Source organism: Caballeronia zhejiangensis (genome assembly GCF_000698575.1).
In the GTDB taxonomy this organism is placed as follows: domain Bacteria; phylum Pseudomonadota; class Gammaproteobacteria; order Burkholderiales; family Burkholderiaceae; genus Caballeronia; species Caballeronia zhejiangensis.
Genome location: NZ_JFHD01000002.1, coordinates 506,275 through 520,769, shown reverse-complemented (window position 1 = coordinate 520,769; position 14,495 = coordinate 506,275). Strand labels below are relative to the sequence as shown.

At 65.9% G+C, this 14,495-nt stretch carries 13 protein-coding genes and 1 CRISPR repeat array; of the genes, 3 read left to right on the top strand and 10 right to left on the bottom strand.

From position 1 onward, the window contains the following. Positions 1 to 14 precede the first annotated feature (14 nt). Positions 15 to 1,274: an efflux RND transporter periplasmic adaptor subunit gene (locus BG60_RS05895; RefSeq protein WP_034470730.1), complete on the bottom strand. Its 1,260-nt coding sequence runs from the start codon at positions 1,272 to 1,274 to the stop codon at positions 15 to 17. Between the two features lie 449 nt (positions 1,275 to 1,723). On the opposite strand from BG60_RS05895, the gene BG60_RS05890 reads away from it, so the two are divergent. Beyond that, entirely contained in the window at positions 1,724 to 2,368 is a 645-nt protein-coding gene (locus tag BG60_RS05890; protein WP_034470727.1) for a TetR family transcriptional regulator, read from the top strand. 10 nt (positions 2,369 to 2,378) lie between these two features. Here BG60_RS05890 and BG60_RS05885 read toward each other — a convergent pair whose 3' ends face one another. From BG60_RS05885 to BG60_RS05860, 6 genes are all read right to left on the bottom strand, one after another. Continuing rightward, positions 2,379 to 3,170 (bottom strand): SRPBCC family protein, encoded by a 792-nt coding sequence (locus BG60_RS05885; RefSeq protein WP_008351310.1) that lies wholly within the window; start codon positions 3,168 to 3,170, stop codon positions 2,379 to 2,381. Positions 3,171 to 3,244: 74 nt separating this feature from the next. After that, positions 3,245 to 3,622, bottom strand: coding sequence for a DUF427 domain-containing protein (locus tag BG60_RS05880; RefSeq protein WP_008351311.1), 378 nt, complete (start codon positions 3,620 to 3,622; stop codon positions 3,245 to 3,247). A 143-nt stretch (positions 3,623 to 3,765) separates the two neighbouring features. Further along, complete coding sequence (locus tag BG60_RS05875) at positions 3,766 to 4,260, bottom strand: hypothetical protein (protein WP_034470827.1); 495 nt, start codon at positions 4,258 to 4,260, stop codon at positions 3,766 to 3,768. Positions 4,261 to 4,398: 138 nt separating this feature from the next. Beyond that, positions 4,399 to 5,904: a DegQ family serine endoprotease gene (locus BG60_RS05870; protein ID WP_008351314.1), complete on the bottom strand. Its 1,506-nt coding sequence runs from the start codon at positions 5,902 to 5,904 to the stop codon at positions 4,399 to 4,401. Between the two features lie 133 nt (positions 5,905 to 6,037). Then, complete coding sequence (locus BG60_RS05865; RefSeq protein WP_034470724.1) at positions 6,038 to 7,339, bottom strand: ATP-binding protein; 1,302 nt, start codon at positions 7,337 to 7,339, stop codon at positions 6,038 to 6,040. After that, positions 7,339 to 8,001 (bottom strand): response regulator, encoded by a 663-nt coding sequence (locus tag BG60_RS05860; protein WP_008351316.1) that lies wholly within the window; start codon positions 7,999 to 8,001, stop codon positions 7,339 to 7,341. Before BG60_RS05860 ends, BG60_RS05865 begins: the two co-directional genes overlap by 1 nt. A 262-nt stretch (positions 8,002 to 8,263) precedes the next feature. Between BG60_RS05860 and dacB the strand changes: the two genes are divergently transcribed. Together dacB and BG60_RS05850 are read left to right on the top strand one after the other, a co-directional pair. Next, positions 8,264 to 9,862, top strand: a complete 1,599-nt coding sequence (gene dacB, locus BG60_RS05855) for a D-alanyl-D-alanine carboxypeptidase/D-alanyl-D-alanine endopeptidase (RefSeq protein WP_033536528.1) — start codon at positions 8,264 to 8,266, stop codon at positions 9,860 to 9,862. Positions 9,863 to 10,085: 223 nt separating this feature from the next. After that, on the top strand, positions 10,086 to 11,189 hold the full coding sequence (locus tag BG60_RS05850; RefSeq protein ID WP_008351318.1) for an SGNH/GDSL hydrolase family protein: 1,104 nt from the start codon (positions 10,086 to 10,088) through the stop codon (positions 11,187 to 11,189). A gap of 129 nt (positions 11,190 to 11,318) precedes the next feature. After that, a CRISPR array of direct repeats spans positions 11,319 to 11,649; the repeat unit is 26 nt; unit sequence GGTCTATCTCCGCGCACGCGGAGGAA. Positions 11,650 to 11,727: 78 nt separating this feature from the next. Here BG60_RS05850 and BG60_RS05845 read toward each other — a convergent pair. The 3 genes from BG60_RS05845 to purE are packed head-to-tail and all read right to left on the bottom strand — an operon-like array spanning position 11,728 to position 14,493. Continuing rightward, the gene (locus BG60_RS05845; RefSeq protein ID WP_034470722.1) at positions 11,728 to 12,747 is read right to left on the bottom strand and encodes an L-threonylcarbamoyladenylate synthase; all 1,020 of its coding nucleotides are present in this window, start codon (positions 12,745 to 12,747) and stop codon (positions 11,728 to 11,730) included. Between the two features lie 20 nt (positions 12,748 to 12,767). Further along, positions 12,768 to 13,955, bottom strand: coding sequence for a 5-(carboxyamino)imidazole ribonucleotide synthase (locus tag BG60_RS05840; protein ID WP_008351320.1), 1,188 nt, complete (start codon positions 13,953 to 13,955; stop codon positions 12,768 to 12,770). Positions 13,956 to 13,980: 25 nt separating this feature from the next. Beyond that, the gene (gene purE / locus BG60_RS05835) at positions 13,981 to 14,493 is read right to left on the bottom strand and encodes a 5-(carboxyamino)imidazole ribonucleotide mutase (protein ID WP_008351321.1); all 513 of its coding nucleotides are present in this window, start codon (positions 14,491 to 14,493) and stop codon (positions 13,981 to 13,983) included. Between the last annotated feature and the right edge of the window lie 2 nt (positions 14,494 to 14,495).

The following is a 14,495-nucleotide window of genomic DNA, read 5'->3' as shown; positions in this document are numbered from 1 at the left end:
TAACAGGCTCCCTTTTATTGCGCGCCCGATGCAGCGGAGGCGGCCGATGCGGCTTGCGGACCGCTGGCAGCGCTCGCGCCGCTGGCACTGGCCGGCGCCGATGCCGCCTGCGCATCCGATGCGCCGGCTACGGGATACGGGAATTTCGCGTCGACCGGCTTCACCTGCATGCCGGGCTTCGCCTTCTCCACGCCGTTCACGATCACGCGGTCGCCCGGGTTCAGGCCGCTGTCGACCACCCAGTTGTTGCCGAACGTGCTGCCCGTGACGAGCTGGCGCAGTTCCACCTTGTTGTCCTTGTTGACGACGAGCGCGGTCGGCGTGCCCTTCTGGTCATGCGTGACGCCGATCTGCGGCACGACGAGCGCGTGGTCGTTCGTGCCTTCCTGAATCCGCGCGCGCACGAACATGCCCGGCAGAAGCACGCGGTCCTTGTTCTGGAAGATCGCGCGCACCGTCACCGAACCGGTGCTCTGGTCGACGCTCACGTCGGAGAACTGCAGCTTGCCCTGCTCGGTGTACGTGCGGCCGTCTTCGAGCTGGAGCGTGACCTTCGCGGCGTGGATGCCTTCGGTCTGCAGACGGCCTTCCTGAATCTGACGGCGCAGGCGCAAGCCTTCGACGCTCGATTGCGTCAGATCGACGTAGATCGGATCGAGCTGCTGCACGGTCGTGAGCAGCGTCGCGGCGCTCGCCTGAACGTAGGCGCCCGGCGTGACCTGCGAGAGACCGGTGCGGCCGGTGATCGGCGAGACGACGTCGGTGTAGCCCAAGTTGATCTGCGCGGTATCGACCGATGCCTTGCCCGCGGCGACATCCGCGACGGCCTGGCCTTGCGCCGCGACGGCGTTGTCGTAATCCTGCTTCGACACGGCATTGGCCGCGACGAGGATCTTGTAGCGCGCGACGAGCGCATTCTGCGACGCGACGTTCGCCTGCGCCTTCGCGAGCGTCGCCTTGGCGTTGTTCAGCGCGGCGATGTACGGCGCCGGATCGATCTTGTAGAGACGCTGACCGGCCTTGACCTCGGAGCCTTCAGTGAACTCGCGGCGCAGCACGATGCCATCGACCCGTGCGCGCACTTGCGCGACCAGATAGGCGTTGGTGCGGCCCGGCAAATCGACGATGACCGGCACGCTCGTCGGCTGCACGGTGACGATACCCACTTCGGGCGTTTGCGGCGGAGGCGCTGATTGTTTTTGCCCGCACGCTGCCAGGAACACGGCAGCCGTCGCGGCGGTGATTAAGCGGAGTGGAACCCGTTCGACGCGCATGGAGCGACCTCTGTCTAAGACTGAGAGTGAAGTTTGGGCACGCGGCGGCCTTCCCCGGGCAACGCCGCGCACGAGCGTCCTTCGGGACGCTGTGAATACACCAACTTGTCCGGCGAGTGAGCGGCGACGCCAGCCTGCGCGTGACGCCTCATACCCGTGCGCGACGCTCGGAGGCGTCGCCCGTGGCCACAGGACGGCCAGAACGGGCAATGGAAACGCAAGCTTATGCGAAATCCGCCCGCCGGATGAATTTGTGAATATTCGTAAACGGGTGGTATTGTATATACATTCACGAATGAATGTAAAAAACCGTACGTGTTTCTCCCCATTGGCGATGAGAAGAAACCGCTCCGGGGAATCGATTACGTTCGACGAACCTTCGACAGAGTCGTCCACAGAGCGGCTTTCAAACGGCAGTAGCAGGAGCAGACGGCCACCGGCCGCAGGATATGGTCAGACGAACCAAGGAAGAAGCGCAGTTGACGCGCAACCGCGTACTCGACGCGGCCGAGCGCGTCTTCTACGAAAAAGGGGTATCGCGCACGACGCTCGCGGACATCGCGCAGGCGGCGGGCGTCACGCGCGGCGCGATCTACTGGCATTTCGCCAACAAGGGCGATCTCTTCAACGCGATGTTCGACCGCAGCCTTTTGCCGCTCGACGAACTCGTGGAATCCACGCTGGACGGCAAGGAGGAAGACCCGCTCGCGCGTTTGCATGAACTCTTCGTCTGGTGCATGCGCAACATCACGACCGACGAGCAGCGGCGCCGCGTCTTCGACATCCTCTTCATGAAATGCGAATTCGTCGAGGAAATGGGGCCGGTGCGCGAGCGGCATCGGAACAACATGCGCGACGGCATGGAGCGCATCGAGCGCGCGCTGCGCAACGCCGTCGAAAAGAAGCAGCTTCCGGCGACGCTCGACACGCGCCGCGCGATGACCATGCTCCACTGTCTCTTCACGGGCATCCTGCACGATTCGCTGATGCTGCCCGACATCGTTCATCCGGAACGCGACGCCGAAGCGCTCATCGACGCATGCTTCGACGCATTGCGCTGCAGCCCGTCGCTGCTGATGCCCGCGAGCGCCTGATTCGCGCCGTCTATTGCGAACCGATGCGCTGCGCGAAATACGCGAACAGCGCGATGCACACGAGCATCGCCGCCCACGCCCATATCGGCAGGCCGAGCGGATGCGGATCGTGGGAATGATCGCGGTCGTTGTGCACGAATCCGTGTCCGTGCAGCCGATGCCGCAGCACGCCGCTCGCGTGGGCGTCGGCGGAATGCCCGCGCATCGCGCCCGAGCGACGCGAGAACGCCGCCGACATCGCGCCCGGCCGCAAGAACACATGCCGGCGCTCGGCGCTTGCGCCTGCCGCGCGCATCGACGGCAAGCCGTGCTTCGCACGCACCACTTCGCAGAACTCGGCGAAGAAATCGTCGGCGCCTTCACGAAGCGCGTTTTCGATCTGACGCGCGGGCAAGCCGGCGAGCGGTCCCGAGACCGTCGCCCAGACGGTGTATTCGATCCACGTCGCGGCGCCGTCGTCATCGGGATTGAGCGCGACCGCGATCTGCCCGCGCAATGAGCCGACGCCTTCGCCGCGCGCCTTGAAGCTCAGCGTGCGCGCGTACGCGCCGTCGTGCGACGCGTCGCTTTCCCCTTCTTCATGCGCCGCCTGTCGCGTGCGCCCGGCGGCGTGCGCGCGAATTTCGTAGCGCGCCCGCAGCGCGCCGAGCGGCACGATCAGCGTGAGGACATACTCGCCGTTGGGCGTGCGCGTGAACGATTCGCAATTGTCGAGGCTCGCGCGCAGCAACGCGAGATCGGAGAGCGCCTCGCGGACGTGCGCGCAATCGAGCGGAACGCACAGCGCATCGGTGACTTCCATTCGAGCCTCCGGGACAAGGATCGCATGCGTTCGTTATGGCGGAGCGGATGTAAGGTGTCTGTTCGGATGCGCGCCTAGGAAGTCTCGTCGATGCGATCGACGCGCGAACCGTAGAACGCGAGATAGCCCTTGATTTTCGCGGCGGCGTCGAGCGGCGCTTCGTAGCTCCACGCGGCGTTCTCGACCGGGCCGTCTTCGGTCAGCAGATGATAGTGCGTCGCCTGGCCCTTCGTCGGGCAGTGCGTGGTGTGAATCGAGCGTTCGAGGCGCGCCATGTTCACGTCGGCGCGCGGAAAGTAGTGCACTTTCTCCGCGCCCTGCTCGACGAGCGTGAGGGATGCGTGCGTATCGGCGTAGGTCACGCCCTGATGGATCACGCGGCAGCGCCGCCCGTTCAGCGTGATCTCGATGTGATGCGCCGTTTCGTGCCCGACGTTCAGTTCCGTGCCCATCGTGCTGCCCCTCCGCGTAAGAACCGGCTTCCAAAGAAAAAGCCACGAGTCATCGAGACACCCGTGGCTTAATTATGAGACAAACTTCCGATCCTGCGTGAGCGCTTTCGACGGCCCGGGCGTTTCCCTTTCGACGCCCGCGCTTACTGAATGTTCCAGTGGAATGCCGCCTTGGCCTTGCCCGGCCCCGCGACCGTCACGGCCTGCTTTTTCTCCTGATCCTTGTACTTCGCGTAGACCGTATAGTTGCCGGGCGGCAGCTTGACGAGCATGTACGGTCCCATCGATTCCGTGGACAGCACCTCGCCGCCCTTGCCGCCGACGACGCGCACATGCACGCCCGAAAGGTAATCGGAAGTCGGCCCCGTGAAGCGCAGCGATAGCGGCCAGTGCGCCTGTTCGCGCAACAATGCGCGCGACTCGTCGAGGCCGACGCCGCCCGACGTATACGAAACGTCGCCTTGCTGCTCGATCTGCGGCAGGCCGCCGCCGTTGGTGTTGCCGGCGCTCGACAAATCGGTCGCCGTGCCGCCCGAGGCGCCGCTCGCCTGCTGCGCCCAGGCGCCGCCCGCCATGCTCGCGCTCGCCGCCGCAACGAGAAGCGCGGCCGCCAGCCTGCCCGTGGTTCTGCTCGTCATGTTTTCAGCTCCTTTTTCCGATGCCGCCGCGCTCGAAAGCGCCGGCGGCGTCACGCCCGATGCGTCGGTTTCACGCGATGGGGCACCAGGGAACCCGGGAGCATGCTTCGTGCCCGCGTCGCGGCCCGATGCGCTGCGTCAGCCGAGATCGACAGGCACGAAGATCTGCGCGTCGTCGCGCTGGATCAGGAGCGCGATGCTGTCGCCCGCGTGCTGAACCATCGACTTCAACTGTTGCACGGACGTCACCGGCTGGCCGTTGACGGCGAGAATCACGTCGCCCGGCTGAATGCCCGCGTTCGCTGCCGCGCCGCCCGCCTGCTGCACGAGCAGGCCGCGCGAGAGCGAATCGTTCTGCCTTTCTTCCGGCGTAAGCGGACGCACCGCGACGCCGAGGCGCGCATCCTGCGCCGACGATTCGTCACCGCCGCCGGTCTTCGCGCTCGCGGTCTTCGTGTCCTTCAACGCGCCGATGGTCACGCTGAGATCCTTCGCGCTCTTGTCGCGCCACACCGTGACCTTCGCGGACGTGCCCGGCGCGAGACCCGCGACCTGCGACGGCAGCGAGGTCGAATCCGTGACCGGCTCGCCGTTGAGCGCCGTGATGACGTCGCCCGGTTGCAGACCCGCCTTCGCGGCCGGCCCGCCCGGCTCGACCGAGCTCACGAGCGCGCCTTGCGGCGACTTCATGCCGAAGGAATTCGCGAGCGTCTGATTCATGCCCTGCACCGTCACGCCGAGACGGCCGCGATCGACGTGACCCGTCTTGATGAGCGCGTCCTTGACCTTGATCGCCTCATTGATCGGGATCGCGAACGAAAGGCCCTGGAAGCCGCCCGTCTGCGAATAGATCATCGAATTGATGCCGATCACTTCGCCTTGCAGATTGAAAAGCGGCCCGCCGGAGTTGCCCGGATTCACCGGCACGTCGGTCTGGATGAACGGCGTGTAGTTCTCGTTGGGCAGCGCGCGCGACTTCGCGCTGATGATGCCCGACGTCACCGTGTTGTCGAACCCGTACGGCGAGCCGATCGCGACGACCCACTGGCCGACCTTGCTGCCGTTCGGATCGCCGATCTTCACCGTCGGCAGGCTCTTCGCGTCGATCTTCAGCACGGCGACGTCCGACTGCTTGTCCGCGCCGATGACCTTCGCGCGGTATTCGCGCTTGTCCGTGAGCTTCACGGTGACGACGTTCGCGTTATCGACGACGTGCGCGTTGGTGAGGATGTAGCCGTCGCTGCTGACGATGAAGCCGGAGCCGAGGCCTTCGCTCGGACGATCCGCGCGCGGGCCGCCATCGCCGCCGCCGAAGCCGGGCATGCCGCCGAAGCGCTTGAAGAACTGATAGAAGGGATCGTCGGGGTCCATCGGCAACTGATTCTGGCCGCTGCGCGCGGACGTCTGCTTGACGACGTGCTTCGCGCTGATGTTGACGACGGCCGGGCCATACGTTTCCACGAGACCGGAGAAATCGGGGATGCCCGTCTTGGCCGCGGCTTCGGCGGGCATCATCGCGGCGGCTTGCGCGGGCGCGATGACTTGCGGTGCAGGAACGTTGTTATGACCCGCCACGTAACCCGCCGACAAGGCGACGGCAACGGCAGCCGCGACGGCGCTGCGGGTAAGAATCTTCGCTTTCATCGTGTGTGCTCCTGACGAGGGATGCGCTCTCACGGAGCGCGCTTTATCGATGGAGCAAGGTTACGGGGCGTCGCTTAAACCGCTCTTAAAAGAGGAGGAAGAGCGGCTTGCTTCGGCGCGGCGGCCACGCGCATCAGAACGTTACGGCCACCTTGAGACCGCCCGCGCTCGACTCCGCCAGCGTCACCGTCGCGCCATGCTGCTGCGCGATCCGCTTCACGATCGCGAGCCCGAGGCCGCTGCCGGACACATCCGTGCGCGCGCGATTCGCCCCTTCGCCCACGCGATAGAACCGGTCGAACACCCTTTCTCGCTCTTCTTGAGGAATGCCCGGCCCGGTATCGGAGATTTCGACGACGGGACGGCCATCGGCGAGACGAAGGCACACGTCCACGCGGCCGCCGCGAGGCGTGTACTTCGTCGCGTTGTCGATGAGATTGTTGAACATCACGCGCAGCGAATCGGGATCGCCGTTCACGGTCGCCGGTTCGCTCTCCTCGATGCCGAGATCGACGCCGCGTTGCTGCGCCACCAGCACCGAGCCGCGCACGCATGATTCGAGCAGCGCGGCGAGATCGACCGATGCGAACGCCGCCTTGCCATCCGGTTCCGAGCGGGCGAGCGCCAGCAGTTGCTCCGCAAGCCGCGTCGCGCGCGCGATGCCTTCGTGCAGATCCCTGAGCGCCTCGCGACGCGTTTCGTCATCCTGCGCGCGCGCGACGAGCTGCGCCTGAATCTGCACTGCGGCGAGCGGCGTCCGAAGCTCGTGCGCGGCATCGGCGACGAAGGCCTTTTGCGTGTCGAGCGCCGCCGACAAGCGCGACAGCAGCGCATTCAGCGCACGCACGACCGGCCGCACTTCCTGCGGCAGCGGCCGATCCGGCAGCGGATCGAGCGCTTCCGGATGACGCGTGTCGAGCGCGCGCGTGACGCGTTGCAAAGGCGCGAGCCCGAGCCCGACGATCACCCAGATCGCGAGCCCGAGCAGCGGCAGCAGCAGCACGAGCGGCCACAGCGTGCGCCACGCGACGCCCGCCGCGACGCGATTTCTGATCGACAGCGGCTGCGCGAGCTGCACGACGTTATCGCCGACAATCGCGCTATACACGCGCCATTCGCCGCGCGGCGTCATCTCCGTGGAGAAGCCGAGTTCGGCATGCGGCGCGAGCGGCACGCGCGGATGCGAGAAGTACATCAGCGCGCCGTTGCGATTCCAGATCTGGATGACGACGCCTTCGTCGCTTTCGCTGCGCGAACTGAGCACCGAAGAAAACGGCTCGGACGGCAGCGCGGCCGCGATCTGCTGAAGCTGATAGTCGAAGAGTTCGTTGGCTTCGGCGAGCGCCTGCCGGTAAATGAGCCAGCCCGCGAAGCCCACGCCGACGATCACGAGCGCAAGCAGCCAGATCAGCAATTGCCGGCGGATCGACCGCATCAGGCGTCCTTCGCGACCATGTAGCCGAGGCCGCGCACGTTGCGGATGAGATCGGCGCCGAGCTTCTTGCGCAGCGAATGGATGTAGACCTCGACCGTATTGCTGCCGATTTCCTCGCCCCAGCCGTAGATCTTTTCTTCGAGCTGGCTCTTCGACAGCACTGCGCCGGGCCGCGCCATCAGCGCTTCGAGCAGCGCGAATTCGCGTGCCGACAGCGACACGGGATTGCCCGCGAGCGTCACCTGATGACCGACCGGATCGAGCGTCAGTTCACCGTGCCGAACGAGCGATTCGCCGCGCCCCGCATGACGGCGGATCAGCGCACGCATGCGCGCGCCGAGTTCGTCGAGATCGAAAGGTTTGACGAGGTAATCGTCCGCGCCGGCGTCGAGTCCTTTGACGCGATCCGCGATGGCGTCGCGCGCCGTCACGATCAGCACCGGCAGCGAGTTCGAACGCGCGCGCAGGGTCTTCAATACGTCGAGGCCGTCGCGCTTGGGCAGGCCGAGATCGAGCAGCATCAGATCGTAGGACTCGCCCGCGACCGCCGTGAGCGCGGCCTCGCCGTCCTGGACCCAGTCGACTGCGAAGCCGTCCGCGCGCAGCGCACGGCGCACGCCTTCGGCGATCATCCGGTCATCTTCGACAAGCAGGATTCGCATGGCACATGTCTGTTGATGGTTACGTGGCGCAGCCGGGGGCCGCGAGTCATTGTATCCGCGCGGGGCTTAAACGGGACTTAACGGCGCCGATCGTCCAGCATCGGAGGACAACCGCATGCCGCACCCGAAGCGCGTCGTGCAATGATTTTTTACCCGTACGATTTCCGCAAGCCAGCTTGTCTACAATAGCCGCTTCCTCGCGGCGCGACCCCGCCCGGCCACGCGCCGCCGCTCGTCATCCAGCCAAGAACAACGCTCGTCCATGCCGCCCGTTTTCCGTTCCTTCTCTCGCCGACTGTCTTCGTACGCTCTCGCCGCAGCGTTCGCCTGCGCGGCCCTCGGCCATATGCCGGATGCCGATGCGCGCGGCGGCGGCTCGAAGGCCGATGCGCAAGGTCACGCGCCGCAGCGCGCGGCCATCGGCGGGGCGAAGTCGAAGCGCGCGAAAGCCGAGCGCGCGGCGAAAGCGGTCGTGCCGGCCGGCCCGCTGCCCGCATCGGTGATGACGGCGCTCGCGCACGCGCATGTGCCGCTGTCGTCGATGAGCGTCGTCGTGCAGCGTGTCGGCGCGCCGCTGCCGCTCGTCTCGGTGAACGCGAACGAGCCGATGCTGCCCGCATCGACGATGAAGCTCGTCACGACCTTCTCGGGCCTTTCGATGCTCGGCCCGGACTATCGCTGGAAGACGACCGCGTACGCCGACGGCCAGCTCGATGCGCAAGGCGTGCTGCACGGCAATCTGTACATTCAGGGTACGGGCGATCCGAAGCTCGTGCCGGAAGAGCTGATCGATCTCGTCGATCAGATTCGCAAGAACGGCATCACGGGCATCGACGGCGCGCTCGTGCTCGACAAGCGCTACTTCGACGCGTCGACGCGCGATCTGCCCGCGTTCGACAACGACGACAGCGCGCCCTACAACGTCGGCCCCGATCCGCTGCTTTACGCGTTCAAATCGCTGTCCTTCACGCTGACGCCCAACGCCGACGGACAAGTATCCATCGACGTATTGCCGCAACTCGCGCAACTTCAGATCGACAACGAACTGCGCGTGACGCGCGGCGCGTGCGTCGGCTCGCTTTCGGCGGCGTCGCCGAGCGTCGCGCAGACGCAGGGCGGCTTCGTGCAGGCGTCGTTCGTCGGCGACTATCCGCTGCGTTGCGGCTCGCGCACGATCAACGTCGCGGCGCTCGATCATTCGACCTTCTTCGCGGGCGGTTTCCTCGCGCTCTGGAAGCAGGCGGGCGGCACGTTCGCAGGCACGACGCGCGAAGGCCCGACGCCGTCGAATGCGCGCCTCGTCGGCACGCATCGCAGTCCGGTGCTGTCGGATGTCGTGCGCGACATCAACAAGTTCAGCAACAACGTGATGGCGCGCAACCTGTTCCTGACGATCGGCGCGGCGCAACTGAAGCCCCCCGCGACGACGGCGAAATCGGCGACGGCGATCCAGGCGTTCCTGAAACGCAGCGCCCTGCCGATGAACGGTCTCGTGCTCGACAACGGCTCCGGCCTTTCGCGCGACGAGCATATTTCCGCGATCTCGCTCGCCGATCTGCTGATGGCCGCGAACGCGAGTCCGGTCGCGCAGGTGTTCGTCGAATCGCTGCCGATCGCGGGCGTCGACGGCACCATGCGCAACCGTCTAACGAACGCGGGCGCGCTCGGCAATGCGCACATCAAGACCGGCACGCTGCGCGACGTGCGCGCGATCGCGGGCTATGTCGGCGCGGCGAACGGCGAGAGCTATGTGGTCGTGAGTTTCATCAACGATCCGCGCGCCGAGGCCGCGCGCGCCGCGCACGATGCGCTGCTCGAATGGGTCTACGAAGGCGCGCGTCGGCCGGGCGTGGCGGATTGAGCGGGCACGGGCGTCTGCAAACACCGAAGATTTCTTCTACGAAGTCGCGTTCGGAAAGACGCGCGCCGCGTGTACGCTGTCGGGCACGGCGCTCGGCCGTAAGCTGCGCGCGCGCCAGGATGGCGCGCGGCATCGCTTAAACTCGCAGCTAGCGGCATGAAGACCGCGACACGGTCTGACGCCGTAATCGAACTAGAAAACAGGTAAGAAGGGAGACGAGGTCATGAAGAAGCAACGCTCGACGCGCGCCGCACTGGTGCGCTTTGCCCAAGTCGCGACGGCCAGCGCGGCCTTCGCCCTGATCGCCGCGTGCGGCGGCGGCGGCGATGACAACAATTCGACGCCCGCGGGCGGCGTGAAGCTGCAAGTGGTGTCGTTCGGCGACAGCCTTTCCGATGTCGGCACGTATGCGCCGGTCGCGGCCGCGAACTTCGGCGGCGGACGGTTCACGACGAATCCGGGTCAGGTGTGGGTGCAGAACGTCGCGCAGTATTACGGCGATACGTTGACGCCGGCGATGACGGGGGGGTTTGGGGTTGCGCCGACGAATCAGTCGGGACTCGGCTATGCGCAAGGCGGCGCGCGCGTGACGAATCCCATGGGCATCGGTCACGCTACGGATCCGAACAGCTACGCGGGCGCGTTGACCGTGCCGGTCGCGACGCAAGTGCAGAACTACCTTGCGGCGCACGGCAGTTTCAACGCGAATCAGCTCGTCATCGTGAATGGCGGCGCGAACGACGTCCTTTACAACTTGCAGTTGGTTAAGGCCGGCGCGATCTCGCAGGCCGATGCATCCACTGCGATCATCACGGCGGCCAAGCAACTCGGCGGAATCGTCGCGACGATCCTGCAGCACGGCGCGACGCATGTGCTGGTATCGAACGTGCCGGATATCGGCACGACGCCGCAGGGCACGATGAGCGACGCGGTCACGCGCGCCGGTCTTTCGAGCGCTTCGATCGGGTTCAATACTGCGCTCGATCAGACGTTGCAGGCGCTCAACATCAAGTCGAAGGTCATCTACCTCGATACGCCGCCGAAGCTGGCGCAGATCACCGCGAACTATCAGCAGTTAGGCTTCACGGTGTCGAATACGGGCACCGCGTGCAACCTGAAGGCGATGGCCGCGGCCGCGCAGAAGTACGGCGAGCCGAATCCGCAGGATTTCGCGACGTCGCTGTTCTGCTCGCCGGAAACGTTGACGGTCGCGGGCGCGGATCAGACGTACATGTACGCCGATACCGTGCATCCGACGACGCATCTGCATGCGCTGTACGCGCAGGCCGCCGAGCAGACGATTGCGGCGACGGGGTTGGGGAAGTAAGGGTTGGGGTTTTAGGATGGAAAAACCGCTCGGGCGAGGGATCGCCCGAGCGGTTTTTTTTGTTGCGGTGAGAAAGGCTCCGCGGGGCGGAGGAACTCGTCGATACGGTCCAGTTTGACGTTCTAGTACGGTCTATCTCCGCGCACGCGGAGGAATCGAGAACGCGGGCGAGATTGCCAAGAGTCTGATGGGTCTATCTCCGCGCACGCGGAGGAACCGGTGGTATCTCGACGACATGGGAGCGCTGCACGGGTCTATCTCCGCGCACGCGGAGGAACCCACGCCATGCGTACAGACCGGTCCTTCGTCGCGGGTCTATCTCCGCGCACGCGGAGGAACCTCTTTGATGAGCCGATTCCCGGCTCGGGCGCACGGTCTATCTCCGCGCACGCGGAGGAACCTTTCCTCCACTCGCTCTTCTGCATTTTTGTTCGGGTCTATCTCCGCGCACGCGGAGGAACCCCTGCATCATAACTTCCTGACCGGAAAGCAAAATCCCCCAAACCCATCTTTCACAAACAGGCGCAAAGTCCAGTAATCACTCTTCCGCCTCGAACGCCGCCGCCGCCCTGCCAAGCCGATCGTTGACAGCAATCCACTCCACCGTCTCCGGCAGCTTCTCGATCAGAATCCGCTCGACATTGGCCCGATCCAGCGCCCGCAGCAAGCCATAAAGATCGCGCGCGTAAGTCTGCGGATCCTCAGGCGCCGCCACGAAGTGAACATCGGCAGCCCGCGCCCATTCCCCCGCGCTCGACGCCCGCGCCACCAGCGCAATCTTCCCGTCACGATTACGAAGCAACGGCTCGATCGACGCGAACGGCAGCAGCAAAAGCGGCGTGCGCGGCGCGTAATGCGCCTTCAGCGTCCCGGAAGCACGCGGCGCGGTCGCATCCGATCCATCCGGCAGCTTCGGCGCGATCCCGATGACATCCGCGATCTGCCGCGGACTCACATGCCCCGGCCGCAGCAGCGCCGGAAAGCCCCGCGACAAATCCAGAATCGTCGATTCGATGCCGACATCCGCCGCGCCGCCATCGAGCACATGCACGGCATCGCCGAACTCGTCGCGAACGTGCTGCGCGGTCGTCGGGCTCACATGCCCGAAACGATTCGCCGACGGCCCCGCGACGCCGCCCTGCTTGCCCGTCCCCATTCGCCGCCGATGAAACGCCGACAACAATTGCTGCGCCACCGGATGCGACGGGCACCGCACGCCCACCGAATCCTGTCCGCCGCTGACCGCCGCCGGAATATGCGCGGCGCGCTTGAGAATCAGCGTCAAAGGACCGGGCCAGAACGCATCGATGAGCTTCTGCGCATCGGCGGGCAACTCGCGCACCCAATAGCCCGGATCAGCCTCGGGCGCGAGATGCACGATCACCGGATGATTCGCCGGCCGCCCTTTCGCCGCATAGATGCGCGCGATGGCCTCGGGATTCTCGGCGTCGCCGCCAAGCCCGTAGACCGTCTCGGTCGGAAACGCGACGAGTTCGCCGGCATCGAGCAGGGCCGCGGCTTCGTCGATCTGCGCGGCGCTCGGATAGATGATGGTCATTGCTTCTACTACGAAAAAACTCAATCGAGCGGGATATGCAGCATGCGCGCGCAGTCACGCGCCGCCGTGCGCGCTTCCTCGAGCGTCGCCGCCGTGAAGTTGATGTGGCCCATCTTGCGGCCCCGGCGCGCCTCTTCCTTGCCGTACAGATGCAGCCGCGCCGCCGGCATCGCGGCGACTTCCGCCCACGCGGGCGAACGCGCCTTGTCGCCATCGAACCAGATATCGCCGAGCAGATTCAGCATCGCGGCCGGCGAATGCTGGCGCGTGTCGCCGAGCGGCATGCCGGTCATCGCGCGCACCTGCTGCTCGAATTGACTCGTGGCGCAGGCATCGACGGTGTAGTGGCCGGAATTGTGCGGGCGCGGCGCCATTTCGTTGGCGATGAGCGAGCCGTCTTCCAGCACGAAGAATTCGACGCACAGCACGCCGACGTAACCGAGCTTCGCGGCGATCGTCAGCGCGGCGTCCTGCGCCTGCGCGACGAGCGCATCGGGCGCATCGGGGGCGGGCACGACCGTCCTCGCGAGAATGCCGTTCACATGCACGTTCTGCGCGAGCGGAAACACGGCCGATTTGCCGTCGCCGCCGCGCGCGATCAGCACGGACACTTCGTACTTCAGCGGCATGCGCTTTTCCAGCACGCACGGCACGCCCGACAGCGACGCATGCGCGTTGCGCAATTCCGCGACGTTGCGCACGCTGACCTGCCCCTTGCCGTCATAGCCGAGACGCGCGGTCTTGAGAATGCCCGGCAGCACGGCCGCGATCTTCTCGTCGGGCAGCGCGGCGAGCGCTTCCGTCGATTCGATCACGACATGCGGCGCGACCGGCACGCCCGATTCCGCGATGAAGCGTTTCTCCGCGACGCGATCCTGCGCGATCGCCACGCAACTCGCCGCCGGGCTCACGAACGTGCACGACGCGAGAAATTCGAGGCTGGCGGACGGCACGTTCTCGAATTCCGTCGATACTGCCGCGCACAGTCGGCCGAGTTCCGTGAGCGCGGCGCGGTCGTCGTAGGCGGCGCGGATATGGCGATCCGCGACGGCGCCAGCGGGGCTCGTCTCATCCGGATCGAGAACGGCGACGCGATAGCCCATCGATTGCGCGGCGAAGCAGAACATGCGGCCGAGCTGGCCGCCGCCGACCATGCCGAGCCATGCGCCCGGCAGGATGGGAGAGATCGGGGAGTTTTGTGGATTCATCGTTGGGCCAGATTGCGAAGTGGGATCACAGCGGCGGCAGCGTCATGTCCCGCGCCGCCTGATTCTGCTTCACGCGAAAAGCGGCGAGCGCATCGGCGAATTTCGCATCGGTGACGCTCAATATCGATACCGCGAAGAGCGCCGCGTTCGCCGCGCCCGCCTCGCCGATGGCGAACGTCGCGACCGGCACGCCCTTGGGCATCTGCACGATCGAATGCAGCGAATCGACGCCCTTCAGATACTTGCTCGCCACCGGCACGCCGAGCACCGGCACCGTGGTTTTCGCGGCCAGCATGCCCGGCAGATGCGCCGCGCCGCCCGCGCCCGCGATGATCGCGCGCAGGCCGCGCTCGCGCGCGCTTTCCGCGTAGGCGAACATCTCGTCCGGCATCCGGTGCGCCGAGACGACCTGTGCCTCGTACGGCACGCCGAATTCCTGCAGCATCGCGACGGCATGCTTCATCACGTCCCAGTCGGAACTGGAGCCCATCAACACGCCGACGAGCGGCGCTTCGTTCTTGTGTACTTCGTTCGTCATCT

Excerpts from the sequence above, each read along its gene's own strand:
- BG60_RS05895 (WP_034470730.1), bottom strand. The coding sequence starts at position 1,274 with ATGCGCGTCGAACGGGTTCCACTCCGCTTAATCACCGCCGCGACGGCT.
- BG60_RS05890 (WP_034470727.1), top strand. The coding sequence starts at position 1,724 with ATGGTCAGACGAACCAAGGAAGAAGCGCAGTTGACGCGCAACCGCGTA.
- BG60_RS05885 (WP_008351310.1), bottom strand. The coding sequence starts at position 3,170 with ATGGAAGTCACCGATGCGCTGTGCGTTCCGCTCGATTGCGCGCACGTC.
- BG60_RS05880 (WP_008351311.1), bottom strand. The coding sequence starts at position 3,622 with ATGGGCACGGAACTGAACGTCGGGCACGAAACGGCGCATCACATCGAG.
- BG60_RS05875 (WP_034470827.1), bottom strand. The coding sequence starts at position 4,260 with ATGACGAGCAGAACCACGGGCAGGCTGGCGGCCGCGCTTCTCGTTGCG.
- BG60_RS05870 (WP_008351314.1), bottom strand. The coding sequence starts at position 5,904 with ATGAAAGCGAAGATTCTTACCCGCAGCGCCGTCGCGGCTGCCGTTGCC.
- BG60_RS05865 (WP_034470724.1), bottom strand. The coding sequence starts at position 7,339 with ATGCGGTCGATCCGCCGGCAATTGCTGATCTGGCTGCTTGCGCTCGTG.
- BG60_RS05860 (WP_008351316.1), bottom strand. The coding sequence starts at position 8,001 with ATGCGAATCCTGCTTGTCGAAGATGACCGGATGATCGCCGAAGGCGTG.
- dacB (WP_033536528.1), top strand. The coding sequence starts at position 8,264 with ATGCCGCCCGTTTTCCGTTCCTTCTCTCGCCGACTGTCTTCGTACGCT.
- BG60_RS05850 (WP_008351318.1), top strand. The coding sequence starts at position 10,086 with ATGAAGAAGCAACGCTCGACGCGCGCCGCACTGGTGCGCTTTGCCCAA.
- BG60_RS05845 (WP_034470722.1), bottom strand. The coding sequence starts at position 12,747 with ATGACCATCATCTATCCGAGCGCCGCGCAGATCGACGAAGCCGCGGCC.
- BG60_RS05840 (WP_008351320.1), bottom strand. The coding sequence starts at position 13,955 with ATGAATCCACAAAACTCCCCGATCTCTCCCATCCTGCCGGGCGCATGG.
- purE (WP_008351321.1), bottom strand. The coding sequence starts at position 14,493 with ATGACGAACGAAGTACACAAGAACGAAGCGCCGCTCGTCGGCGTGTTG.